18 protein-coding genes are annotated in these 25050 nt (G+C 68.3%); 11 read left to right on the plus strand and 7 right to left on the minus strand.

The features are described from left to right. Positions 1 to 4 precede the first annotated feature (4 nt). The 4 genes from JAO81_RS31600 (at position 5) to JAO81_RS31615 (ending at position 3846) form a co-directional block, all read left to right on the plus strand. Positions 5 to 1987 carry a SpoIIE family protein phosphatase gene (locus tag JAO81_RS31600; RefSeq protein WP_199551392.1) on the plus strand — a complete coding sequence of 661 codons (1983 nt, stop codon included), beginning with the start codon at positions 5 to 7 and terminating at the stop codon, positions 1985 to 1987. Positions 1988 to 2177: 190 nt separating this feature from the next. Further along, a complete protein-coding gene (locus tag JAO81_RS31605) occupies positions 2178 to 2747 on the plus strand; it encodes a DUF6328 family protein (RefSeq protein WP_199551393.1) in 570 nt (189 codons plus the stop codon). Positions 2748 to 2856: 109 nt separating this feature from the next. Beyond that, positions 2857 to 3150 (plus strand): DUF5133 domain-containing protein, encoded by a 294-nt coding sequence (locus tag JAO81_RS31610; protein WP_199551394.1) that lies wholly within the window; start codon positions 2857 to 2859, stop codon positions 3148 to 3150. A gap of 126 nt (positions 3151 to 3276) precedes the next feature. Continuing rightward, complete coding sequence (locus tag JAO81_RS31615; protein WP_199551395.1) at positions 3277 to 3846, plus strand: SMI1/KNR4 family protein; 570 nt, start codon at positions 3277 to 3279, stop codon at positions 3844 to 3846. A gap of 48 nt (positions 3847 to 3894) precedes the next feature. On the opposite strand, the gene JAO81_RS31620 is transcribed toward JAO81_RS31615, so the two are convergent. From JAO81_RS31620 to JAO81_RS31635, 4 genes are all read right to left on the minus strand, one after another. Further along, positions 3895 to 8394, minus strand: coding sequence for a hypothetical protein (locus JAO81_RS31620; RefSeq protein ID WP_233416199.1), 4500 nt, complete (start codon positions 8392 to 8394; stop codon positions 3895 to 3897). A gap of 17 nt (positions 8395 to 8411) precedes the next feature. After that, on the minus strand, positions 8412 to 9356 hold the full coding sequence (locus JAO81_RS31625; protein WP_233416200.1) for a hypothetical protein: 945 nt from the start codon (positions 9354 to 9356) through the stop codon (positions 8412 to 8414). Positions 9357 to 9560: 204 nt separating this feature from the next. Then, positions 9561 to 10016 carry a DUF2690 domain-containing protein gene (locus JAO81_RS31630; RefSeq protein ID WP_199551396.1) on the minus strand — a complete coding sequence of 152 codons (456 nt, stop codon included), beginning with the start codon at positions 10014 to 10016 and terminating at the stop codon, positions 9561 to 9563. A gap of 81 nt (positions 10017 to 10097) precedes the next feature. Then, on the minus strand, positions 10098 to 10631 hold the full coding sequence (locus JAO81_RS31635; protein WP_199551397.1) for a hypothetical protein: 534 nt from the start codon (positions 10629 to 10631) through the stop codon (positions 10098 to 10100). Between the two features lie 438 nt (positions 10632 to 11069). On the opposite strand from JAO81_RS31635, the gene JAO81_RS31640 reads away from it, so the two are divergent. From JAO81_RS31640 to JAO81_RS31650, 3 genes are all read left to right on the plus strand, one after another. Further along, positions 11070 to 11687: a 2Fe-2S iron-sulfur cluster-binding protein gene (locus JAO81_RS31640; RefSeq protein ID WP_199551398.1), complete on the plus strand. Its 618-nt coding sequence runs from the start codon at positions 11070 to 11072 to the stop codon at positions 11685 to 11687. Next, the gene (locus JAO81_RS31645; protein ID WP_199551399.1) at positions 11684 to 12682 is read left to right on the plus strand and encodes a xanthine dehydrogenase family protein subunit M; all 999 of its coding nucleotides are present in this window, start codon (positions 11684 to 11686) and stop codon (positions 12680 to 12682) included. The genes JAO81_RS31640 and JAO81_RS31645 overlap by 4 nt, the downstream gene beginning before the upstream one ends. A 77-nt stretch (positions 12683 to 12759) precedes the next feature. Next, positions 12760 to 14865: a xanthine dehydrogenase family protein molybdopterin-binding subunit gene (locus JAO81_RS31650; RefSeq protein WP_199551400.1), complete on the plus strand. Its 2106-nt coding sequence runs from the start codon at positions 12760 to 12762 to the stop codon at positions 14863 to 14865. A 47-nt stretch (positions 14866 to 14912) separates the two neighbouring features. Here the strand turns inward: JAO81_RS31650 and JAO81_RS31655 are convergent, their stop codons facing one another. Beyond that, positions 14913 to 15941, minus strand: a complete 1029-nt coding sequence (locus tag JAO81_RS31655) for a PHP domain-containing protein (protein ID WP_199551401.1) — start codon at positions 15939 to 15941, stop codon at positions 14913 to 14915. Positions 15942 to 16311: 370 nt separating this feature from the next. Here JAO81_RS31655 and JAO81_RS31660 point away from each other — a divergent pair, with 370 nt between their 5' ends. Next, entirely contained in the window at positions 16312 to 19155 is a 2844-nt protein-coding gene (locus tag JAO81_RS31660; protein WP_199551419.1) for a PQQ-dependent sugar dehydrogenase, read from the plus strand. Positions 19156 to 19177: 22 nt separating this feature from the next. Further along, entirely contained in the window at positions 19178 to 20950 is a 1773-nt protein-coding gene (locus tag JAO81_RS31665; protein WP_199551402.1) for a ThuA domain-containing protein, read from the plus strand. Positions 20951 to 21053: 103 nt separating this feature from the next. On the opposite strand, the gene JAO81_RS31670 is transcribed toward JAO81_RS31665, so the two are convergent. Both JAO81_RS31670 and JAO81_RS31675 read right to left on the minus strand, forming a co-directional pair. Next, positions 21054 to 21680, minus strand: coding sequence for a LysE family translocator (locus JAO81_RS31670; RefSeq protein WP_199551403.1), 627 nt, complete (start codon positions 21678 to 21680; stop codon positions 21054 to 21056). 156 nt (positions 21681 to 21836) lie between these two features. Further along, entirely contained in the window at positions 21837 to 22670 is an 834-nt protein-coding gene (locus JAO81_RS31675) for a S1 RNA-binding domain-containing protein (RefSeq protein ID WP_199551404.1), read from the minus strand. A 170-nt stretch (positions 22671 to 22840) separates the two neighbouring features. Here JAO81_RS31675 and JAO81_RS31680 point away from each other — a divergent pair, with 170 nt between their 5' ends. Together JAO81_RS31680 and JAO81_RS31685 are read left to right on the plus strand one after the other, a co-directional pair. Continuing rightward, the gene (locus JAO81_RS31680) at positions 22841 to 23134 is read left to right on the plus strand and encodes a hypothetical protein (RefSeq protein WP_233416201.1); all 294 of its coding nucleotides are present in this window, start codon (positions 22841 to 22843) and stop codon (positions 23132 to 23134) included. 318 nt (positions 23135 to 23452) lie between these two features. Continuing rightward, a complete protein-coding gene (locus JAO81_RS31685; protein WP_199551406.1) occupies positions 23453 to 25021 on the plus strand; it encodes a polysaccharide lyase family 1 protein in 1569 nt (522 codons plus the stop codon). Positions 25022 to 25050: the final 29 nt, after the last annotated feature.

Here is a 25050-nt window from a genome sequence, read left to right on the forward strand (position 1 = left end):
GGGCATGAACTCTCAGACACATAACGTCGCGCAGGTGGTGCCGGGCCGCGCACGACTGCTGCTGACACGCCAGGACGGCGGAGACGGCACGTTCGTCGTCGCCGACGCGTGTGCCACGGCCTGCGCCTGGCTCGGCCGCCCGCGCGGAGTGCTGCGGGGCACGGATTTCATGGCGTTCATCGGCGACGCCAGCAGGCTCATGACCGAGCGCGTGCTCGAGGAAGCCTGGCGCGGCACCGGCGACGGCGTAGGCGTACCGGCCAATCGCCAGCCCGTGGAACTCGAACTCGCGGCCGCCGAGCCGGTCGTATGCATGCTGTCGGTGCACAGGCCCCCGCAGGCCCGCGGCGCGCTGCTCGTCGAGATCGAGGACGGAGCGCACCTCCGCCACTGGGCGGTACTGCGGGCCTTGGCCGTCCTGTCGGAGGACGCGCTGTGGGCGTACGACGAGGAAGCCGACCTCTTCGGCTGGCTGGACGGCGAGCACTTCCACGGCAACGTCAGCGCCGACGAAGCCATCCCGCTCGAACAACTCCTGAGCCAGTTGCACCCCGAGGACCGCCCACGGGTCGAGGAGACGTTCTGGGACCTGCGTGAAGGCAGGTGCAAGCAGGTGACGGTCGACTACCGGATGACCGGTCGTGACGGCCGCTACCACTGGCTGCGCACGCGATCGCGCGTCATGCGCTTCGGCTTCGGACAGCGGCGCTGGATCATCGGCACGACCAACGACACCACGGCCACCGTCGAACGCCATCAGGCCCTCACCGAGGCGCACGCCCTGGCGCGCAGGCGCGGCGAACTCGTGGAGCACCTCGCGGCGGAGTTCGTCTCGGCCACCACCGAGGACGAGCTCACCGCGGCGATCCTCGACCATGTGGCCCCCGCCTTCGGTGGCGAGGGAACTCTCATGGCCTTCGTGGAGGAGGGACGGCTTCGGGTGACCTTCGGCGCGGGCATCGCCCCGGCTCTCGCCCGCAATCTGCACGGTGTGCCGCTGAACGCTCCCAAGCCCTTGACGCAGGCCATCGTCTCGGGCCGCCCGGAATTCATCGCCGACCGCGCGCACTACCGGGCGCAATGGCCGCACGCACATGACTTCTTGTCGGCCACCCGCGCCGAGTCGTTCGTGATGGTGCCCCTGCTCGCGGCCAGTCATGAGCTGCTCGGCGGCTGGGTCATCACGTTCGCCGAACCGCACCACCCGTCCGAACAGGAACGCACGCTCGTGCAGGTGATCGCGACTCTGGCGGGTCAAGCGTGGGAGCGCATCCGGCTGCAGACGGCCCGCCTCGAACTCGCCGGCGCCCTCCAACGGGACATGCTCCCGCGCAGCCTGCCCGAGGTGGCCGGCTACGAGATCGAGGCCCGCTACGCCTCCGCCCACACCGAACTGGACGTCGGCGGCGACTGGTACGACGTGATCGCCCTGCCGCACGGGGGCGCCGCCTGCATCATCGGCGACGTGCAAGGCCACAGCATCAAGGCCGCCGCGCTGATGGGCCAGGTCCGCACCGCCATGCACGCCTACGCCTGGGAGGATCCGGCGCCGCAGCGGGTTCTCGAGCGCACCAATGCGCTGATGCAGCAGATGGGCACCCCGGGCTTCGCCACCTGCCTGTATCTGCTGATCGAACCCGACGGCCGGATCCTTGCCTCGCGCGCGGGCCACGTGCCCTTCGTCCAGGCGGGGCAGGTGCGGGCAGAGATCCGGGAGATCCCGGGAGGTATGCCGCTGGGGATCGCCGACGATGCCTCGTACCCCCTCACGCAGTTCACCCTGCCCTCGGGCGCCACCCTGGCCCTGGTCACCGACGGACTCGTCGAAGGACCCTGCCGCCCGCTGGACGAGGGCCTTCGCCTGGTGGCGCGGGCGGCGGCGGATCACACCCGGCCGCTGAGCACTCTGGCGGACGAGATCATGGCCCTGGCCGACGCGACGGGCCACACGGACGACTGTGCGGCGCTGGTGATCCGCAGGTCATAGAGTCCCGTAGCCGCGCCGGACAGCCTGGTCCAGGACGGCGAACTGCGCTGCGTCGTGGGGAGGTTCAACATGAACGAGACCTTCGCCGCGGGACATTCGCATCTCCTCATGTGACGTGACGCGCAACGCTGACCTGCATGGAGAGGCCGGGGCGGGGCATTCGGTTTCCCTCAACGTGGGAGGGAACGCAATGGCCATGACAGAGGAGTCGGTTGAGGCGACGGCGGGGGACCGGTCGTGCCGCAACTGCCGGAACTCGGCGAGTCCGGAACTGGACGGCGAGGCGCCGGAGTCGGCACGCGAGCGGGTCAATCGCCGCTGGAACGAGATACTCCAAGAGACCCGAGTCGCCCAGACCGGCGTGCAGATCCTCTTCGGCTTCCTGCTCAGCGTGGCCTTCACCCCGCTGTTCCGGGAGTTGGCCACGTTCGACCGGGTCGTCTACGTCGTCACGGTCGTGCTCGGCGCGTCGGCCACCGGCTCGCTCATAGCGCCCGTCTCCATCCACCGCTTTCTGTCCGGCCAACGTATGAAGGACGAAGTGGTCGAAGCGGCAAGCCGGTTGATGATCTGCGGCATGGTGCTCCTGGCCCTGACCATCGCCTGCACCCTCCTGCTCATCCTTCGCCTCGTGGTCCCCGGCGTGCTCGCCGAAGCACTGGTCGGCGGCGTCATGCTGTGGTTCGGCTTCTGCTGGTACGCGCTGCCGGTGCGCCTGCGACGCCGCGCCGCCCGACGAGGTGAGGCACCCGGAGCGTAGGCGCGTCTTCCTGCCGGCTTGGTGTGACGGGGGAGGGCCGGGGCAAGCGAGAGCGTGGAGAGCGCTCCGGTGGCGATGTCCGGGGCCAGGATGTGTGAGGAGTGTTGCGGTGCTCGTACCTGCTGCCCGGGATCTACGGATTGCTCTTGCCGCGTACGCGGACGCGGTGATCAGGGACGAGCGCTGCCCCACGCCGGCCAGCGCTCGGGCACGCGAGGACGCCACGTTCACGCTGTGCGTGATGACGGGCACCCGTGACCCTCGTGAAGCGGTCGCAAGGACCGACGCGTGGCTCACGGGCAAGGACGTCCCCGGCGGCGGATGCGAAGCCACCACCGCGGAGATCGGACTGATCGGCCAGGCGGTGTCCGACGGCCCGGGTACCGTCGCGCCGGCGGCGTAGAGCCCGCCCGGAACACCTCAATGCGACGCTCGATCTCCCCATCAGGACATTGTCTAAGGTGACGTCTGATGAGGATCGGATGTGGGAGGGGGCGCCAGCCCCATCCGTGCGGAAGGGCAGTGGGGGATGAGCGTGGTGGAGAGCTGGACCCGGGTGATGGATCTCCTACGGGAGCAGGCTCCGGCCGATCACGCGGAGTTGCCCGGGCCGGCCACGGAGCAGATGCTCGAGGCCGCTGAGGGGCGGATGGGTATCTCTCTTCCTCCGGATCTGCGGGCGTGGCTGCTGCGGAACAATCTGGATCTTCCTGAGGAGGATGCGGACGACGACGTGGCCTGCTGCGGTTTCGCCGGGTTCCCGGACGAGGGCAGCTTCTTTCTGGGGATCCGGGCGATGGAGAAGCTCTATGCGAACCACGCGGTTCCCGGCGGGGTCAACCCTCCGGATCAGCCGGACAATCCGTTCTGGCGCAACGAGTGGATCCCGTTCCTGTCGGATCAGGACGGCTGGACGGGAAAGTTCATCGACGTGCGGGACGGACGGATCGGCAGGTGGTTCGTGGGTGAGATCACCACCACGGGGGAGTACGCGTCATTGGCCGACTATTTCGACTCCGTGGCAGAGACGCTGACGAAGATCGCCGAGGGAAACCACCCGGTCTGTTCAGCGGTCGACGGACGACTGGTGTGGTTGTGAAGTAAGAATGCCCCCCGATGGAATCGAGGGGCATTCTTCATTGAGCGGTTACGGGGCGGGCGGGGTGAATCCGTCGAGGTCGAGCCAGTAGTCGTCGTCCTCCATCAAACGCTGTTCCTTGATGAAGTCGCCGAACGGCCGCATCGACTGGGTGTTCTGCCAGTTCGACATCGAGGACCGGCCGCAGGGCTCGTTCCAGGTCGGTGCCGGGGCATCCGGACGCAGGTGCAGCGTCATGGAGTCGTCGGGGTTGCGCTTGACGTAGGTCTGCACGCACTCCTTGCCGCTGTAGCCGACAGGGTTGGGGCCCCTGGAGTTTCCGGCGCTCTGGAAGGCGTTGGCGAAGGCGAATTCATCGCAGCTCTTCGCGTCGGTACGCGTCGCCCCTGCCTCCAGAGTCCACAGGTCGCTGAACAGACCGGTGTCCCTGTAGGTCTTCCACTGCCTGCCGCAGATGAGCTGACGGCTGCGGTCCTGCTGGGTTTTGGTGGGGTCGTCGACGGCCATCTTGTCGGCCACGTAGGTGAGCGGCTTGCCGCCGTTGCGGTTGCCCCAGTCGAGCGTGGTCTTGCGCCACATCATGTCGATATGCGCGGCGGCCCCGGGGAACTTCTTGGAGTTCATGACGTACGTCGGGTCGTATCCGGAGAAGACGCAGCCGGTGCCGGCATTGGGGACGGCGGTGTCGCAGCGGATGTCCAGCTTGGACTTCTCGACCTCGAGCGGGTTGCGGATCGCGTCACCGTTGGTCGAGCCGCCGATGGACCAGTACGGGGTGATCGTGTTCTTGGTCGTGCCGCTGCTGGGCGTCCACTTCATCCGTGTGGTGATGGTCCTCTCGAGGGCGTCGCCCTTCTTGAAGACCTTGGATCCGTCCCAGTTGACGCTGGTGATGGCGCAGTAGCCCCGGCACTTGGCCTCGTAGTCCAAGTCGACGGTGTGCATCGCACCGCTCATCGACTTCAACCGGATATTGGTGACCTGGGAGAACTCCGCACTCTTGGGGTCGAGGTAGATCGTGTTGTAGAAGTCGAACGTCGCGCCCCCGTCCGGTGTGTTGTTCTCGAAATGCGTCATGGGCATCTCGTCGTGGAGACAGGCGTTGGTGCGCTGGCGGGTGATGGACACCGACAGGGTCGAGCACGACGAGGTGCCTCTGGTCGTGAGCGGAGCCGTGGCGGTGCGGCCCGCCGAGGGCTCGGCCTTCGAGGTGCCGGCGATCTTGGGGAAGAGCTCTTCGCTGATGTCCTCGCCGGGCTCGACCGGGGCCGGTTCCGGCGCGGTCGGGTTGGCCGTCATACTGCCGGTGATCTTCTGACCGTCGTACGTGCCGGGCACGAACGCCAGCGCGTCGAAGGCGATGTCGGCGGAACCGTTGCCGCCGTTGAAGTTGTCGAGCTGCACCTCGGGGATCTGGTCACCGAAGTAGTAGGCGCCCAGGTCGACCCACTTGTTGGACTCGTTCGCCGTCTGCGAGATCGACGCTTCCTCTTCCCCTTCGGGTGTCTGGATCCGGTAGACGGCGTTGGAGGTCTGCGCCCCGTGGTCGGGGATGTGCGCGAACACCTTGGCCTGGCGGCTGGTGTTGGTCAGTGCACTGTTGAGCTTCCAGGTGCCGGTGACCTTCATCCGGTTGGCGTTGGCCGGGTGGGGATCCAGGGTGCGGGTGTGGGTGAACCAGAAGTGGTTGCCATAGCCTGCGCCGATCTGGTGCGTGTCGATCTTTCCCGGATACGTGGTGACGGTGGTCGGGTTGTCCGTCCCGTCGTGGGTGAGATCCATCGGGGTGTCCCACGGCACGTACGTGAAGTTGAACGTGCCGCTGGATTGCACCGCCCCGCATCCACGCTTGGCATCCACGCCGGCGGGTGTGGTGCCGTTCGCCAGGTCGTCGACCACCAGGGCGTTCGCGGGCAGGGGCGTGGTGGAGCAGTTCGGCGGGTACGAGCCGGCATCCGGCTGCTCGCCGTAGGACGTGGTGAACCGGTGCACGCCGTTGCCGCACTTGGCCCCCGTGTCACAGTTCTTCCACTGCGCTGCGGTGACCTCCTGATTCCACCAGCAGTGCAGCCAGTGCGCGTTGGTGTCGCTGTTGCCCGCGTCGAGGGTGCAGGCGCCCAGGCCCGGGTCGTTGGAGTCGTTGTCGCCGATCTTGGCCGGGTTGCAGTTGTTCGTCGCGTTGCAGAACAGATCGACCGGCGGCTTGGCGCTCGCGCGGTCCGCATTGCTGGTCCACCATGCGGGGCGGTAGCCCGCCTGGAAGTCACCCGGAGCGAACATCGCCGAGATCGGGCGGGCCGCCCAGCCGATGACCTTCTCCTGGTACGGCCAGTCCTGCGGGTGAGCGGCGTGGCTGTAGTCGTCCTTGGAGGAGTCCGTGGCGTGCTGCAGGAACGGGACGCGGTTGGCCTTCCACAGCGGGTTGGCCGGGTTGTTGGTCCAGCCCACGCCCCAGTGCCCCTGGGAGTCGGCGGTGTCGTAGAAACCGGAGTTGTACGCCCACAGCGCGTAGAACCAGTTCTCGATCCACTTGGGGTGGCCGCCGTTGATCTTCATGCCGGCGTTGTACGTCTGGTTCCACTTCTCCGACAGGATCCGCACGCCGGCCGCGACGTTCGCGGTGTAGTCCAGTGCGACCGCTTCCTGCGCCACCGTGGACAGGGCGGTCTCGCCCGGCTTGGTCTTGCCCGCCAGGCGCATGCCGTCGGTGGCCTGCGTGATGCCGTAACCGCAGTCGGCATCGGCCCAGTTGATACGCCACGGGTCGACCTGTTCGCCGGAGGCGGCGTAGTCGACGCCGTAGTAGTTGCCGATCAGTGAGTTGGACGTGACACCGGGCACGGCGAAGCGGGTGGCCTGCCACATGTTGGATTCCTGCGCGGTGATGCCCAGCATCACCTGCGCGGGAATGTGCCACTTGTCGGTGACGTCGGGGTCCTCGTTGTCGAGCTTGCCGTTGGGGTCGCCCGCCAGGACGGTCGGCGGGAACAGGCCCTGCGGCTGGTAGCCGCCGGCGATGCCGGTGTTCTTCCAGTTGCTGTCGCGGTAGAAGTTCAGCTCACCGACGACGGCCTGGTCCACGGCCCATTCGACCTGGCGCGGTGTGGGCTGGAACGCCTGCTTCTTCACGTCGTTGCGGGCCACCGAGCAGTACCGTTCCCCGGTGCCTTCGCTGGGGTTGTCGGCCTGCGCAGACAGGGCCTGGGTGCGGACGGTCTGCGTGGACGGGCCATCACCGGCCTTGCCCGCCTTGTCAGGACCGGAGTCGACCGGACCGCCGGTGGGCAGTGCGGGGGACAGGGCGTACCCCTGTGCCGCGTTGCCGACGCGGTTCGCGCCGGGACGCAGGTCCAGGGTGACGGCCTTGCCGGACTCCAGCATGCGCAGCGCGGTACGCGCGGGACGGGGAGCAGCGGCATCCTCCGGGTTGACCAGGGTGGTCTTGCCGTCGGACCACGTAGTGGTCAGGGCTGCCCGGGCGTGGCTGGAGATCGCCGAGCTCTTGGGGAGCCTGCCGGGATTGTGCACCCGCTTCGGGAGCGTCCTCGACGTGGCGTCACCGGTGACGAAGACCTCGCCACGCGCCGAACGGGTCAGGTCCCAGGCGTTCAGCTTGCCGGAGGCGACCGTGACGGGCGTGGTCTTCTTGCCCTGTTCGACCTTGGTGTGGTCCAGGTGCTTGGCCCAGCTGGACGGTGTCCTGGACGTGGTCCTGTCGAGCTCGCGGTCGATGAAGGTGATGCCGCCGTCGGCGTCGGCGGTGATCTGGAACGGCACCGTCGTCGTGGCGGCCAGGGTCTTCTCGGCCTTGCCGTTGATCCGTACCAGCTTGTTGCCGTGGGCGGCGACGATGCCGTCGGCCGTGGGGACGGCGGAGGTGAGCTGCCCGCCGAGCGTGACGCGCTCGGCCTCCTTGCCGGTCGCCGCGTCGATGGTGATCAGACGGGTCTGCTGCTTCTTGTCACCGTCGTGCGTGAGCTGGGTGAACACGGCCTGGTCGCCCTGGCCGCAGCCGGGCGAGAAGTAGGCGAGCGACGACTGGAACGGCAGTTTGGTGACCTTGCCCGAGGTCAGGTCGACGACCGCGGTGAAGGCGCCGCGCACCATCAGCTCGGGCTTGTTGGTGAACATACGCGGCGCGTACGAGACCGCCGCGAATTTGCCGGACCCGGTGACGCAGTGGTTGCCGATCCAGGTGTCCGAGGCGAATCCGTCCTCGAACAGGCTGGCTATCGTGCGCAGTTGGTAGCCGTCCTTCTCCTTGCCCGCGAGGAGGTGGAAGCCGGTGCCGTCGCCGGTGGCGGTGACCGCGGTGTCGGCGGAGTCCTGGTAGTCCTCGCCGAGCAGGCCGGTGCGATCCTTCGCGGGGATGGCGGAGGGCTTCAGGGTGGTCTTGCTCTGCTGCTGGGGGGAGTTGCTCCACCCCTGAGCCGCGCCCCGGGGCGGCTTTGATTCCTCGGCCTGCGCGGGCAGGCCCAGGGGTATCGCCAGCGCGGTGGCCACCGCGAGGGTGACCGGCACGCGCAGACGGATACGTCTGTGTCTCAACGTTCTTCCTTCTCTGGTTACTTGACAGCCTTGGCGGCTGCGAGGACCTCGCTCATGCGCGCTTCGACGGCGGCGAGCTGGTCCTTGTTCTCGTTGATCAGTCGCTTCTGGACGGCCGACTCCTCCTTGAACCAGACCTCGATCAGACGGGTCTGCTCCTTGCAGTCGAGGTCGTCCAGTGCGAGTGCGATCGCGTTCTTGGTGGCGCCGTCACCGTCGGCGAGCCCCTGCTCCACGGCCCGGTACGGGTCGGCGGCCTTGTGGCCCTTGGCCTTCATGCAGGCCGACCAGTCCGTGATCGCCTTGCCGACCGGCTTGTCGGGCCGGGACTCGGACAGGCTCCTCGAGGCGAGCTGAGAGACGAAGCCGGCATCCGACTCGTTGATCTGGAGCTGCTGTTCCGACCAGCTGATACAGCCGCCCTTGTGCAGTTTCTTGCCGTTGTGCTCGGCACGAGCGGGCTCGGTCTTCTCGGACGAGCCGAAGTAGGAACCGTCACCGCCCGTGGGCGCGGCGACCGGCGCCGGCTTGGTGTGACCGGTGAGGACCTCGACCTGGACATCAGGCAGGTCGGGCAGCTCCCGCTCGGTGTGCTCGCGCTGTTCGGGCGGCAGCAGATAGCCGTACTTCTTCGCCTGGGCGCGGTCGGTGATGCCGTAACGACGCTCGATGTGGGCGGAGTTGTTGCTGGCCGGCGGGTTCACGCCAGGGCGCGGCAGGTCGACGGTGAATCCGTACGCGGACATGCAGCGCGTCTGGAGGGTGCGCAGGGCCGTATCGACCGTGACCTGATCCGCGTACGCCGGCATGTAGTCCTCGAGCGGCAGCGCCAAGCCCTTGGCCAGTCCGGAAGCAGGCGTCTGCGCCGGCCAGTTGCTGCGGTCGACAGGTACCTGGCCCCTCGCCGAGTCGGAGGGTGATCCGGACGACGAGCACGCACCAAGAAGGATTGTCGCGAGCATGACAGGTATCGCGACACTCGTCGTTCGCTTGGGGATGTGCACAAACTTTCCTTGTCTACGTGAAGCAACACCACCGCGCGGCATCGACGGCTTGCGGTGTGCCGTCCGGCCCGCGCCTGGATCTCTCACGAGGTCGGACGGCGGCAGGCGGGGCCGGTCTGGTTTCTTGCGTGGGTTACTTCCGCGTCATCCTCGGTCGACGGCTCAGAACTTCGTGCTGCACTTCATCGGGTATTCGTTGCCGACAAAGGCGATGCAGACGCGGTAGTAGTAGCTGGCGCCGCCCAGCATGTTCGACCAGTCCGAGCCGCCCTTGTTGTCGGGGACCCGGATGCTGAGCGAGCGGATCAGCTTGCCGGCCGAGTCGTACTTCTCGATGTAGCCGTACGAGTTGTAGAGCGAGTTCGAAGAGTTGTTCGTGACGCGGACCCAGGCCGCGCTGCACCCTGCCGACCAACGCAGTTCAGCCTTGCGGCTGTTGTTGTCGATGGTTTTCTGGGTGGAGACGCTCGCCGTCTCGCAGCCTGTGGCCCGCGGGCCCTGGTTGTCGCAGCCCGCGCCGCTGCAGCTCGCGGCGTAGGAGGTGCCGGCCAGGGGCACCAGACTCATCCCGACGATCGCCGCCGAGACGGTCGCGGTGCGGGCCAGTGCTTTCTTCATGGGGACTCCGAGTTGAGATCGTGTGCATGCGGACGCCGATGGCGGCGCCCGATCGGACATGGCTGACCGCGGGCGCTGCTTCTAGTTGCAGGGGCGGGCGTTCGCCTTGCGGTCGATGAGTGCCGTGGTGGCGGACTTCGACGTCTTCATGACGGCAATGGCCGTGGCGCAGTACGTGGTCACGTTCATGCGGACCGGGCCGGCGTACTGGCTGAAGGTTCCCTCGTCCGTCACACAGGTGGGGGTCGTCTTGTAGTCGCAGACCTTCACCTTCATGTACTTGGCGGAGCCCGTGTTGTTGTCGAAGATGGCGCAGACGCCGTCACCCGAGGTCTGGTTGTAGACGAACAGGGTGCCCAGGCGCGACGCATCGGGCAGGCGCTCGGCGTAGTAGAGCTGGTAGCTGCTGCCGCAGAGGTTGCCCGTCGCCAGGACCGCCGCGGTCTCCTCCTCGGCGATGGCCCGAGTGGTGTCATCCGCCTTCGCGGAGATCTTCAGCTCCGTCTTCGCGGGAACCTCCCCGGCCGAGGCCTGCGGCGCACTCATGCCGAAGGCTGCGAGAGCCACCACGGCGGCTGCGGCGCGGACGGAGTTCTTCTTGGTGATGGCAAACATTGCCGTTCCCCCTCATGTGCCGCGTGGACGACGGTCCGCGCGTGAGGCCCTGACCGCGTCAGGGAACCTCACGCCCAGCGGACGTTCATCCATGCGGAGTTGATGTGATGCGGGGCAATTTGCCCACGCAACGGCCGTAAGCGGCAGGGGTGTTGGAGTCGCCAACTCTTCCCCACCTGGACGGCTCGTGAATTAGATCATCACGACATCGGCAGGAAGCGGACATTGCCCGGGGCGGGTCATCACAAGTAAGCATCAACAAAATGTTGAAAACATTCCGAAGCGCCGAGCCGTACAACCTTGGCGCCCTCTCGGTTGTCGGAGGGCCTCCCGTCGCTGTTCCCGCCCTCGTTCCGGCATGCCGGAATGTGTGTGCTGGCCCAGGCTGGTTACAGGAGGACCGCACGGACCACGTCAGGGATGAGGGAGCAGCGCGCCATGGGAACCGATGTGTTCCATTCGGAAGTGCCCATGACGGTGAACGGCACGGGGCACAGTCCCGTGGTCGATCACCGCTCGACCCTGCTGGACGTACTGCGGGAGCAATTGGGTCTGACGGGTGCCAAGAAGGGCTGCGATCACGGCCAGTGCGGGGCCTGCACCGTCCTCGTCGATGGTCGCCGCATCAACAGCTGTCTGATGCTGGCCGTCTCCCTCGAGGGGTGCGCCATCACCACCGTCGAAGGGCTGCGGGACGCCGACGGCGAGGGCTTGCACCCTCTGCAGCGTGCCTTCATCGAGCGGGACGCCTTCCAGTGCGGCTACTGCACCCCGGGACAGCTGTGCTCCGCCGTCGGCGCGCTGGCGGAGGCCGAGGCGGGTCACCCCTCGCACGTGACGGGTCCGGACACCGCCACCGACGTCCCCGTACGGCTGACCAAGGACGAGATCCGGGAGCGGCTGAGCGGGAACCTGTGCCGCTGCGGCGCGTACCCGCACATCGTCGAAGCCGTCGAGGACGTCACTCGCGCGGAACTCGACGGCCATGACGGGAGCGGCCATGACGGGAGCGGCCATGGCGCGGATGTCACGCACGACGAGGTCGATGCCCGATGAAACCCTTCCGGTACGTACGCGCCCACAGCGTCGAGGAGGCGACCGTCGCCCACGCCGGACGGGCCACTTCCCGCTACCTGGGCGGCGGGACCAACCTCATCGACCTGATGAAACTGGGCGTCGAACGGCCCGAGACCCTGATCGACGTGAGCCGGCTCGACCTGGACCGCGTCGAGGAGCTCAGGGACGGGTCGGTGCGCCTGGGCGCCACCGTCCGCAACAGCGACCTCGCCGCCCACCCGCTGATCCGCGACCGCTACCCCGTACTGTCCCAGGCGCTGCTCTCCGGGGCTTCCGGCCAGCTGCGCAACGCCGCGACCACGGGCGGCAACCTGCTCCAGCGCACGCGCTGTCCCTACTTCCAGGACGTCGGTAAGCCCTGCAACAAGCGGGAGCCCGGCAGCGGCTGCGGCGCGCGCGAGGGCGTCAGCCGGGACCACGCCGTACTCGGCCACTCCGCGCAGTGTGTGGCCACCCACCCTTCCGACATGGCGGCCGCGCTCGCCGCCCTGGATGCCCAGGTCGAGCTGCGCGGGCCGAAGGGTCCGCGGACGCTGCCCGCCGCCGAATTCCACCGGCTGCCCGGCGACCGCCCGGAGCGGGACACCGAGCTTCACCACGGCGAACTCATCACCGGCGTGCTGCTGCCGCCCTCGACCGCAGGCCTGCCCTCCGCCTACCGCAAGGTGCGCGACCGCGCGTCGTACGCGTTCGCGCTGGCATCCGTCGCCGTGGTGCTCGGCGTCGAGGACTCCGTCGTGAGCACGGTGCGGATCGCCTTCGGCGGGCTGGCGCACCGGCCCTGGCGCGCCCTGCGTGCCGAAGCGGCGCTCTTGGGCCAGGCGCCGACCGACGAGGCCTTTCTGCTGGCCATCGACGCCGAGCTGTCCGAGGCCGAGCCGCTGCGCGACAACGCGTTCAAGGTGCCGCTCGCCCGCAATATCGCCTGCGACCTGCTGCGCCGCCTGGCCGCGGCCCCCGCCACGGCGCACTGAGCGGCCCCCGCCACGGCGCGCTGAGCGGCCTCGCCACAACGAACTGAACCGTCCGATCCGTTTCCAGGGAGAACCTCATGCCGGACACCGTCAGTGCTCTCGGGGCGCCTGCCGAGCGCCGAGAAGGGCCCGACAAGGTGACCGGGACCGCCCACTACGCCGCCGAGTATCTGCCCGAAGGCTGCGCCTATGCCTGGCCCGTGCCCGCCGGCGTGGCGCGCGGCAAGGTCACGGCCGTCGACGACCAGGCGGCTCTCGCGGTGCCCGGGGTCATCAAGGTCCTCAGCCACCTGAACGCGCCGCGCCTGGCCGAACCGGAGGACGCGACCCTCGCCGTGCTGCAGGACGAGCGCGTACCGCACCGAGGCTGGTACGTCGCGCTCGTCGTCGCCGACACCCTGGAGGCGGCGCGCGAGGGCGCCGCGGCCGTCCGCATCGACTACGCCGAGGAAGACCACGACGTCACCCTGCGCACCGACCATCCCGATGCGTACGTCCCCGAGGACAAGGACGGCACGTCGGGGGAGCACGTGCGCGGTGACGCGGAGGCGGCGTTCGAGTCCGCGCCGGTGCGCGTCGACGTCGAATACCGCGTGCCGCCCCTGCACAACCACCCGATGGAGCCGCACGCGGCCACCGCGCAATGGCGGGACGGGCAGCTGACCGTGCACGACGCCAGCCAGGGAGCGACCACCGTCCGCGACGTCTTGGCCGGCCTGTTCGAACTGCCCGCGGAGCGGATCACGGTGGTCTCCGAGCACGTCGGCGGCGGCTTCGGTTCCAAGGGCACACCCCGGCCGCATGTCGTGCTGGCAGCCATGGCCGCCCGGGTCACCGGCAGGCCCGTGAAACTCGCCCTGCCCCGGCGGCAGTTGCCCGCTGTCGTCGGACACCGCTCGCCGACCGTGCACCGGCTGCGGCTCGCGGCACGGGACGACGCCACGCTGCTCTCGGTGATCCATGAGGTGACCGGTTACACCTCCCGAGTCAAGGAGTTCGTGGAGACGGGAGCCGCCGCCACCCGCGTCATGTATCCGTCGCCGCACGCTCGCACCACCCACCGCGTGGTGCCCCTCGATGTGCCGAGCCCTTCCTGGATGCGGGCGCCGGGAGAGGCACCCGGCATGTACGCGCTGGAGTCGGCGATGGACGAACTGGCCGTCGAGCTCGGCGTCGACCCGGTTCACCTGCGGCTGCGCAACGACACCGACACCGAGCCCGACAGTTCGAAACCGTTCAGCAGCCGTCATCTCGCCGAGTGCCTGAGGGAGGGCGCCCGCCGCTTCGGCTGGGCCGAGCGCGATCCGCGTCCCCACTCCAGCGTGCGGGGAACCGTCCTGGTGGGGAGCGGAGTGGCCTCGGCCACCTACCCGGTGAACGCCTCGCCGTCCCAGGCCGTCGCCCACGCCTTCCCTGACGGCAGTTACGTGGTGCGGGTCAACGCCACCGACATCGGTACGGGCGCGCGTACGGTGCTCGCGCAGGTCGCCGCTGACGCGCTGGGCGTGCCGGTGGAGCGGGTGCGCACCGAGATCGGGAGCAGCGACCTGCCGGCCGCGCCGCTGGCCGGCGGATCCTCGGGAACGGCGTCCTGGGGCTGGGCGGTGCACGAGGCCTGCGCGCGCCTTGCCGAGCGGCTCACGGGGTCCCCGGACAAGGAGTTGCCCCCGGAGGGGATCAGCGCCAGGGCCGACACGGCGGGTATCGCCGACGCCGACAGCGACTTCGCGCGGCACGCGTTCGGCGCCCACTTCGCCGAGGTCGGCGTCGACACGGTGACCGGCGAAGTCCGGGTGCGCCGCCTCCTCGGGGTCTACGCCGCCGGACGCATTCTCAACGCCCGCACGGCCCGCTCGCAGTTCGTCGGCGGGATGGTCATGGGACTGGGGATGGCGTTGACGGAGGGCAGCACGATGGATGCCGCCTTCGGCGACTTCACGGAGGCCGACCTCGCCGGTTACCACGTGCCCGCGCATGCCGATGTACCGGTGGTCGAGGCGCACTGGATCGACGAGGAGGACCCTCACCTCAATCCCATGGGGAGCAAAGGGATCGGCGAGATCGGCATCGTCGGAACGGCCGCTGCCATCGGCAACGCGGTGTATCACGCGACGGGCGTGCGGCTGCGGGAACTGCCCCTCACACCGGACCGGGTGCTGACGGCACTGGACGGCGGAGCCTGACCACCTGCGTGCCGCGGCCGGACGGCCGTTCCGGCCGCCCGAGGTCGTCAACGGGCGGACCGCGCCCGGCTCTTGCGTGTCCAGGCCAGCACTTCGTCGGCCGTCCAGGTGGTCACGACGCGCTCCGCGGGCACGCCGCACTCCTCGGCCCGTGCGCAGCCGATGATCTGCCAGTCCAACTGGCCGGGCGCGTGGGCGTCGGTGTCGACGGAGAACAGCACCCCGGCCTCAACTGCCTTGCGCAGCAGGCGCCGTGGCGGGTCGAGCCGTTCGGGTCGGCTGTTGATCTCCACCGCCGTGCCCGCTTCCGCGCACGCGGCGAACACCTCATCCGCGTCGAACTCGGACTCGGGACGGCCGCGTCCGGTGACGAGGCGACCGGTGCAGTGCCCGAGGATGTCGGCGCGGGGGTTGCCGACCGCGCGGACCATACGGCGTGTCATCGCAGCCGCGTCCATGCGCAGCTTGGAGTGGACGGAGACGACCACCACATCGAGCCGGTCGAGCAGTTCGGGCTCCTGGTCCAGGGAGCCGTCCTCCAGGATGTCGCACTCGATGCCGCTGAGCAGCCGGAAGGGCGCCCAGCTCTCGTTCAGCCGGGTGATGACCTCCAGTTGCTCGCGCAGCCGCTGCGGGGAGAGGCCACGGGCGATGGTCAGCCGCGGGGAGTGGTCGGTGAGCACCGCCCATTCGTGCCCGATCTCCCGTGCGGCCCGGCCCATTTCCTCGATGGGGCCCCCGCCGTCGGACCAGTCGGAGTGCAGATGACAGTCGCCACGCAGCAGCGCCCGCAGTTCGGCGCCGCCCTCGGCGATCGGTTCGCGTGACTCCTCTTCGAGCCGCTCCAGATAGCCGGGTACGTCGCCGGCCAGGGCCTCACGGATGACACCGGCGGTCTTGGGGCCGATCCCCTTGAGCGACTCCAGCGACCCGTCGGCGGCGCGGCTCGCGGCTTCGCCCTCGGCGAGACCCCGCACGACGGCGGCCGCCGTACGGAAGGCGCGCACCCGGTAGGTGGGTGCGCGGCCCCGTTCCAGCAGAAAGGCGATCCGTTCCAGCGCCTCCACGGGTTCCATCAGCACCTCCGGCCTCCGGGACTGCGAGCGCGTACGGCCGCTCCGGCACTTTCCAGCGTGGCGCAGGTGCGGGTTCGCGGCACGGCGAACGGTGACGCCGAACTTCCCCGCAGACAGCCAGGCCCTCCAGCGCGCATGGCCGGGTGGGACGCCGACTGGATCTCCTCCTTTGTCCTGGCCGTGGGGAAAGTAGTGAGCGTGCGTGCTGAAGGGCTTCCGGGATCAGACCAACGCCGCTAACTTCCTGAAATGGACCGGTCAACTCTCTGGTGGGCCGGCCGACCACGGCGCGACGGCGCGCGCCGAGCTCTCCCCTGCCCGTCCTGTTCAGGCCTTGACCCCCCAACGGGAGGCACCCGTGCGCATACGCATGCCTGGATCCACGAGAGCACCAAGACATCGCAGACGCCGCCTGCCGGCACTGATCGTGTCGGCGCTGCTCGCCGCCGGCGCCCTGAGCCCGGTCGCGGCGGCCGCAGAGCATGAGCCCTCCGCGGCGGCCGAGGAGTTCCAGCAGGTCACGTTGGCCAAGGGAGTCGCCGAAACCGGTGAGCCCATGACCATGGCCGTACTGCCGGACCGCTCGGTGCTGCACACCTCACGCGACGGCACGCTGCGGCTGACGGACGCCGCGGGAACCACCAAGGTGGCCGGCAAGCTCGACGTGTACAGCCATGACGAAGAAGGCCTGCAAGGCATCGGTATCGACCCCGCCTTCGCCTCGAACCGGTTCGTCTTCCTGTACTACGCACCAAAGTTGACCACTCCGGCGGGCGACGCCCCGGCCGAGGGATCGGCGGCGGACTTCGCGCCGTTCGACGGCGTGAACCGGCTGTCGCGCTTCGTCCTCAAACAAGACGGCACGCTCGACCTGGCCAGTGAGAAGAAGATCCTCGACGTGCCCGCCTCGCGCGGCATCTGCTGTCACGTCGGCGGCGACATCGACTTCGACAAGGCCGGCAACCTCTACCTGTCGACGGGCGACGACACCAACCCGTTCGCCTCCGACGGCTACACGCCGATCGACGAACGCGCCAACCGCAACCCCGCCTACGACGCCCAGCGCAGCGCCGGCAACACCAACGACCTGCGCGGCAAGATCCTGCGCATCAAGGTCAACGCGGACGGCACGTACTCCGCGCCGGCCGGCAACCTCTTCGCACCGGGCACCGCGAAGACACGGTCCGAGATCTATGCGATGGGCTTTCGCAACCCGTTCCGGATGAGCGTCGACAAGACCACCGGCATCGTCTACGTCGGGGACTACGGCCCCGACTCGGGAACCGCGAGCGCCACCCGCGGCCCCGCGGGCCAGGTGGAGTTCGCCCGCGTCACCAAGGCCGGCAACTTCGGCTGGCCGTACTGCACCGGCAAGAACGACGCCTACGTGGACTACAACTTCGCCACCGGTACCTCCGGCGCCAAGTTCGAGTGCGCCGCGCCGAAGAACACCTCGCCGCGCAACACCGGCCTGACCGACCTGCCGCCGGCGCAGGCCGCCTGGATTCCGTACGACGGCGGCTCGGTACCCGAGTTCGGTTCCGGATCCGAGTCGCCGATGGGCGGGCCCGTCTACCGCTACGACGCGGCCTCGACCTCGGACGTGAAGTTCCCCGAGAGCTACGACGGGGATTTCTTCGCCGGAGAGTTCGGCCGCCGATGGATCAAGCGGATCGAGCAGGCGGCCGATGGAACCGTGCAGTCCATCAACGCCTTCCCCTGGGCCGGCACGCAGGTGATGGACATGGCCTTCGGGCCTGACGGCGCGCTGTACGTCCTCGACTACGGCACCGGCTACTTCAACGGTGACGCCAACTCGGCCCTGTACCGCATCGAGCACGTCACCGGCGGCCACGCCCCGGTGGCACAGGCCAAGGCGAACGTGACCTCGGGCAAGGCGCCGCTCGCGGTGGCCTTCTCCTCCGCGGGTACGTCCGACGCCGACGGCGACGCGCTGACGTACGCATGGACCTTCGGCGACGGCGCGACCTCCACGGCCGCCAACCCCTCGCACACCTACACCGCCAACGGCCAGTACACGGCGACGCTCAAAGTGACGGACACGACCGGCAAGTCGGCGACCGCGTCGGTGCAGATCACCGTCGGCAACACGGCTCCCACGGTCCGCGTCGACCTGCCCCTGGACGGGGCGATCCACGACTTCGGCGCGGCGATCCCGTTCAAGGTGACGGTGACCGATCCCGAGGACGGCACGATCGACTGCTCCAAGGTCAAGGTCACCTTCATCGTCGGCCACGACAGCCACGGCCACCCGCAGACCTCGACCACCGGCTGCACGGGCACGCTGCAGACCCTGGCCGACGGTGAACACGACCCGAACGCGAACATCTTCGGGGTCATCGACGCCGAATACACCGACAAGGGAGCGAACGGCCAGCCCGCACTGACCACCCACGACCAGCACGTCATCCAGCCCAGTCACCGCCAGGGCGAGCACTACTCGTCGTCCTCGGGCGTCCAGGTCGTCAGCCACACCCCGGCACACGGCGGAAAGACCGTCGGCTACATCGAGAACGGCGACTGGATCTCCTTCACGCCGTACGCGCTGTCCAACGCCACCAAGTTCACGGCGCGGGTGTCCTCGGGCGGCACCGGCGGCACCATCGAGATCCGGGCGGGATCGACCACGGGCACGCTGCTCGGCACGGCGACCGTGCCGGTGACCGGCGGCTGGGAGACCTTCCAGGACGTCACGGCCGATCTGAGCAACCAACCGGCCGCATCCACGAGTCTGTACCTCGTCTTCAAGGGCGCCACCGGCTCCCTGTTCGACGTGGACGAGTTCTCCTTCACCACCGGCACCCCCACCGCGCGCACAGGTCTCGTCAAGGGCGTGAACGGCAAGTGCCTGGATGTGCGGGGCGGGGCGAGTGCGGACGGAACGCAGATACAGATCTACACCTGCAACACCTCTGCCGCGCAGCAGTGGACCGTTGCCACGGACCAGACCCTGCGAGCTCTGGGCAAGTGCCTCGACGTCTCCGGTGGCGGCAGCGCGGACGGAACGAAGATCCAGCTGTACACGTGCAACGGCTCCGGGGCACAGAAGTGGGCCGCGCAGTCCAACGGCACGATCCGCAACCCTCAGTCGGCGAAGTGCCTCGATGCGTCGGGCAGTACGTGGAACGACAGCACACCGGTCCATCTGTGGACCTGCCACACCGGCGCCAACCAGAAGTGGACCCTGCCGTAACGGGATGGAGGTGCAACGCATCATGCGTACAAGACTCTTCACACGCTCAGGCCCGAGAACGCTGCTCGGCCTTCTCGCGGGCGCGGCCCTGCTGCTGAGCCCGCAGGCCGTGGCGCAGACCGCCGAACGGACGGCTCCGGCCGCCCCGCAGCAAGCGCGCATTGCCGCCGACCCGGCGTACAAGGTGCTCGTCTTCTCCAAGACGGCGGGCTTCAGGCACTCCTCGATCGATGAGGGCCTCACGGCCCTGCGCTCACTCGGCGCCGCGAACAACTTCACCGTCGACGCCACGGAGAACGCCGCGGCCTTCACCACGGCCAACCTCGGCCAGTACAAGGCTGTCGTGTTCCTCTCCACGACAGGCGACGTCCTCGACGGCGCGCAGCAGACCGCGTTCGAGGGCTACATCAAGGGCGGCGGCGGTTACGTGGGCATCCACGCGGCCGCCGACACCGAGTACGACTGGCCCTTCTACGCGGGCCTTGCCGGGGCACTGTTCCAGTCACATCCGGCCATTCAGCCGGCGACGGTCAAGGTCGAGGACCGCGCGCACGACGCCACGGCCCATCTGCCGGCGGCCTGGCAGCGCACCGACGAGTGGTACAACTACCGCTCCAATCCCCGGACATCGGCCCGCGTCCTGGCCTCGCTCGACGAGTCCAGCTACTCGGGCGGCAGCATGTCCGGCGACCATCCGATCGCCTGGTGCAAGGACTACCAGGGCGGGCGGGCGTTCTACACCGGAGGCGGCCACACCGAAGGCTCCTATACGGAGGCGGCGTTCACCCGGCACCTCCTCGGCGGCATCCGGTGGGCGGCCGGGATGACCGAGGCGGACTGCCGGCCGGAGACCGGCTACTCGTCCCTGTTCAACGGCTCCTCCACCACCGGCTGGAAGCAGGCGGGACCCGGCGGCTTCACCCTGGCCGACGGAACACTCACCTCGTACGACGGTCTCGGCATGCTCTGGTACAACGCGAAGGAATTCACCGGCGACTACTCGCTCAAGCTCGACTGGCGCATGCCCGGCGACGACAACTCCGGTGTCTTCGTGGGCTTCCCCGCCTCCGACGATCCCTGGTCGGCGGTGAACAACGGCTACGAGATCCAGATCGACGCGACGGACACCGCGGACCGCACCACGGGGTCGGTGTACGGCTTCAAGTCGGCCGACCTCGCGGCACGCGACGCGGCGTTGAACCCGCCGGGGGAGTGGAACACCTACGAACTCCGCGTCACCGGTGAGCGTCTGGAGATCTTCCTCAACGGCCGGAAGATCAACGACTTCACCAACACGGATCCCGCCCGCAGCCTCAAGCAGGGCCACATCGGCCTCCAGAACCACGGCAGCGGTGACGACGTCGCGTTCCGCAACATCCGCATCAAGCAGACAGGAACCCCTGATCCGACGCCGCGTACGGGCGCGGTGAAAGGGGTGAACGGCAAGTGCCTGGATGTGCGGGGCGGGGCGAGTGCGGACGGAACGCAGATCCAGATCTACACCTGCAACACCTCCGCGGCGCAGCAGTGGACGGCAGCCGCGGACCAGACGCTGCGGGCGTTGGGCAAGTGCCTTGATGTGTCGGGTGGTGGCAGCGCGGACGGAACGAAGATCCAGCTGTATACGTGCAATGGCTCGGGTGCGCAGAAGTGGGCGCCGCAGTCCGACGGCACGATCCGCAATCCGCAGTCGGCGAAGTGCCTGGATGCCTCCGGTGGTACGTGGAACGACAGTACGCCCGTCCACCTGTGGAGCTGCCACACCGGCCCCAACCAGAAATGGACCCTGCCCTGACGAAAGGAATGAAACGTGACGGGCGCGCCACAGGGGCACACACCTTGTGGCGCGCTTCGTCGTGGCCCGCTCGCCGGCGGGACGGCGAAGAAGCCGCGCGGGTTCAACTCGACGTCGCTGTTCGAACCCCAAAGGCGACCAGCACGGCTCCCGCCAGACGGCTCATCCCGCGGCGGAACCGAGGTGTGTCGATTGCCGTGCGTGCGGTGGCGACCACGGACGTCCAGAACAGCAGCCACACCAGGACGATGGCGATATGTGCGACCGCAAGCATGACGATCTGCGGTGTGATGGGGCGGCCGGAGGTCAGGAACTGCGGCGCCAGGGTGAGGTACACCGACGCAGCCTTCGGGTTGAGCACGTTGGACCACATCCCCTGGCCGAAGCCCCCGAGTTGGGCCCACGGCAGGCGCCAACGCCTGCGTGTCGTTGCTTCGACGCCTCGACGCGCCGAGCGCCAGGTGGTCCAGCCCAACCAGATGAGATAGATGCCGCCCAGGAACTTCAGCACCGTCAGCGCCCGAGCCGACGAGCTGACGAGGGCAGACAGGCCGACCGCGGCAAACGCCGCGTGAACCAAGAGCCCGCACGCCGAGCCAAACGCCGCGCGCACCCCGTCGGACCGCGACCCGGCGATGACCTGCTGCGTGACCAGCGTGAAGCTCGTGCCGGGAATCAACGTCAGAGGTGTGACCGCGGCCACGAAGCCGAGCACCAAATGCCACTCCACACCACGAGCCTACGCAACGGGAGTGCGCCGAACCTCGGTTTCCTCGCGCCCAGTTCAAGGCAAGCCAGGCCAGAACGAACGCCGCCCCGCAGCAACCTGAAGATCAGGTACGGGACAGGACTCAAGGGTGCCGGCCCTGGAGATCGCTTCCAGTTTTCAGGTAGATCGTTTACCGTTCTGCGGCAGATTTCTGGCGGACAGGGTGAGGCGGCGCCGCACGAGGTCGACCTCGACGATCCGTACGGTGATCTCTTCGCCCTCGCTCACGATCTGGCCGGGGTGCTCGACGGGCTCGTCGCGGAAGGTGTTGTGCACGAGGCCCTCGACACCGTCGGCGATACGGACGAAGGCTCCGAACGGAATCAGCTTGGTGACCTGCCCGGTCGTGACCATGCCTGTCTGGTCCGCGAAGGCAACGAGCGGGTCCTCTTGGAGAGCTTTCAGCGACAGCTGAACCTGTCCACGCCGGGTGTTGATGCCGATGATCTCGCCGACGACCCGCTGTCCAGCTGTGACGGCGTCTGCGGGATGGTCGATGCGCAGCCAGCTCAGTTCGGGGCCCCTGATGAACCCGGTGCACTGATTGGCCGGTTCGCTGTCGAGGTTCACGAAGACACCGAAGTTGTGGACGCTCTGTACTTGCCCCTCGTGTCTTGCACCGCGCCGAAGGCCGAGAAGGAACGCTCGCAGAGACGGGTCCTCACACGCTGAAGCGGAGGCCCAGACGCACTGCTGCTGCCAGTCGACGGCTATCACCTCGAAGGTGAGCCGCTGCCCGACGCTCACGGCTTCGGACGGATGCCCGATGGCCTTGAGAGTCAGATCGCCAAGAGGGATACGTCCCAGCGCATTCCCCGGACCGGAGAACCCGTCCAGTTCGACGAGTGCCTCCTGGTCCTCGACGCTGATGACGCGGCCGGTGCGGACTTCGCCGCCCCGCAGCGTGTTGAGAAAGTTCTTCAGTGCCTCGCTCGATTGGGGTTCGGTCACGCTCGTGACCCTACGACGCAGAGACCGCCCAGCGGTAAGGCCATTGCGGGCGCGAGTAGTTCGTCGGCGAAGGAGTGCGGACGCGAGGCGAGCGAGCGTGGCCGTCTGGGAACACTTGGAGCGACGCAGATCTCGAAGACATGGGGTGGCATGACGCCAACATCCACGGCTTGTCCGTGCAGCCGGCCAACGACATCCGGCCGCGTCTTCTCCTCGACCTCGACTTCAGGGATCTTGCCCTGGACTTGGAGGTCGACAGGGTGCACCGGCTGGTGGCGGACGATGAACGCCCGAACTTTGCACACTGCCCGCTCTGGCACATCGAAGGCCATGCGTTTGACTTGAAGTTCCGGGCCTCGGGCTTCCATCAGTACTTCCGGCAGACTCCGAAGCTCGTATCCCGGCAGGCATTGCCCCATGCCGCCCGCGGGGGTTGCGCCTTCACCGAACTCGGCTTCAGCTGACCGGTGACCTTCTGAGGCATGTGCCGACCGAGGTGGGCCAGGTCACCGATCGCCACCGCCCCGCTGCCGCCAGCGCGAGGTGCGCGATTCCATGGTGAGCCACACCCTTCAGCGTTCAAGGATGTGAGTGGCGTTTACGTCACGGCACTTGACGCGTCCGCGACAGGCCCTTAACTTCCCGAACGGTAAGCGCTTTCCCCTGCTGCTGCGGCGCACGGTCGGCCCGTCGGCGCGTTCCCGCGTGTTCACGTGCCCGAACAGCGACCCCGCAGCCAGGACCCGCAACATCCGGCATTCGACGGCGAATTGGGGAGAGACATGGCACGAGCAAGAACGCGGGGCATCAGAGCGGTTTGGGCGACGACGGCGGTCGCGGCCGTCGCCGCCGGCGCGCTGGCGGTGATGCCGCAGGCGTCAGCCGCGGCCACCGGCGGGGTCACCGGATTCGCGACCCAGAACGGCGGGACCACGGGTGGCGCCGGCGGCCAGACCGTACGGGCGACCACCGGGACCCAGATCCACGCCGCGCTGTGCGGTCGGGCGAGCAGCAGTACGCCGATCACGATCCAGGTCGAGGGCACCATCGACCACGCCAACACCGCCAAGGTGTCCGGCACGAGCTGCAACACCGCCGACGGCGTGATCGAACTCAAGCAGATCAGCAACGTCACGCTCGTCGGGGTCGGCAGCGGAGCCGTCTTCGACCAACTGGGCATTCACATCCGCGAGTCCAGCAACATCATCATCCAGAACGTGACGGTCAAGAACGTCAAGAAGTCCGGCTCGCCCACCTCCAACGGCGGCGACGCCATCGGCATGGAGAGCGGCGTACGCAACGTCTGGGTCGACCACGTGACCCTGGAGGCCTCGGGCGGCGAATCCGAGGGCTACGACGGTCTGTTCGACATGAAGGACAACACCCAGTACGTGACCCTGTCGTACAGCATCCTGCGCAACTCGGGCCGCGGCGGCCTCATCGGGTCCAGCGAGACCGAGGTCTCCAACAGCTACATCACGTACCACCACAACCGGTACGAGAACCTCGACTCCCGCGTCCCCCTGCTCCGCGGCGGCACCGCCCACATCTACAACAACCACTACGCGGGCGTGAACGACTCCGGTATCAACTCCCGCGCCGGCGGCAAGGCCAAGGTGGACAGCAACTACTTCGAGGACTCCAAGGACGTCCTCGGCACCTTCTACACCACCACGACCGGCTACTGGCAGGTCAGCGGCAACATCTTCGACAACGTGACCTGGTCGCCCGCGAGTTCGGACTACAAGCCGGCCGGCCCGAACCCGCAGTCCAACACCAGCATCAGCATCCCGTACGCCTACACCCTCGACAACGCGAGCTGCGTCCCCGACGTCGTCAGCCGCACCGCGGGCGCCGGCAAGGGCCTGCAGGTCTCGGACGGCAGCTGCACGCCGACCACGCCGTCCCCCGACCCGACGACCCCGCCGACCGGCCCGGACCCGACGACCCCGCCGCCGAGCCCGGACCCGACGACCCCGCCGAGCGGCACGAACCTCAGCATCGGTGCCGGCTCCGACGGAACCAGCAAGGGCGACGGGACCAGCTACGGCAACGTGCGCGACGGCAATATGAGTACGTACTGGTCGCCGGCCGGCGCCACCGGATCCATCTCCATCAAGTGGGGCTCGCCCACCGCCGTCGCGAAACTCAACATCCGCGAGGCGGCCGGAGCGACCGGACGCATCGGGTCCTGGCGGGTCCTCAACGCCGACACCGGCGCCGTGCTGGCCACCGGAACCGGTGCGGGCGTCATCACCGTCCCCAAGACCACCCTCGGCAAAATCACCTTCGAGATCACAGGCTCCATCGCCACACCCAGGATCGCCGAGTTCGAGACGTACGCCGGGTAGTTCCGGCGCGGGGTATGCGGGGGAGCACC

Origin of the sequence: Streptomyces sp. N35 (assembly GCF_016464295.1) — a bacterium.
Lineage (GTDB): Bacteria > Actinomycetota > Actinomycetes > Streptomycetales > Streptomycetaceae > Streptomyces.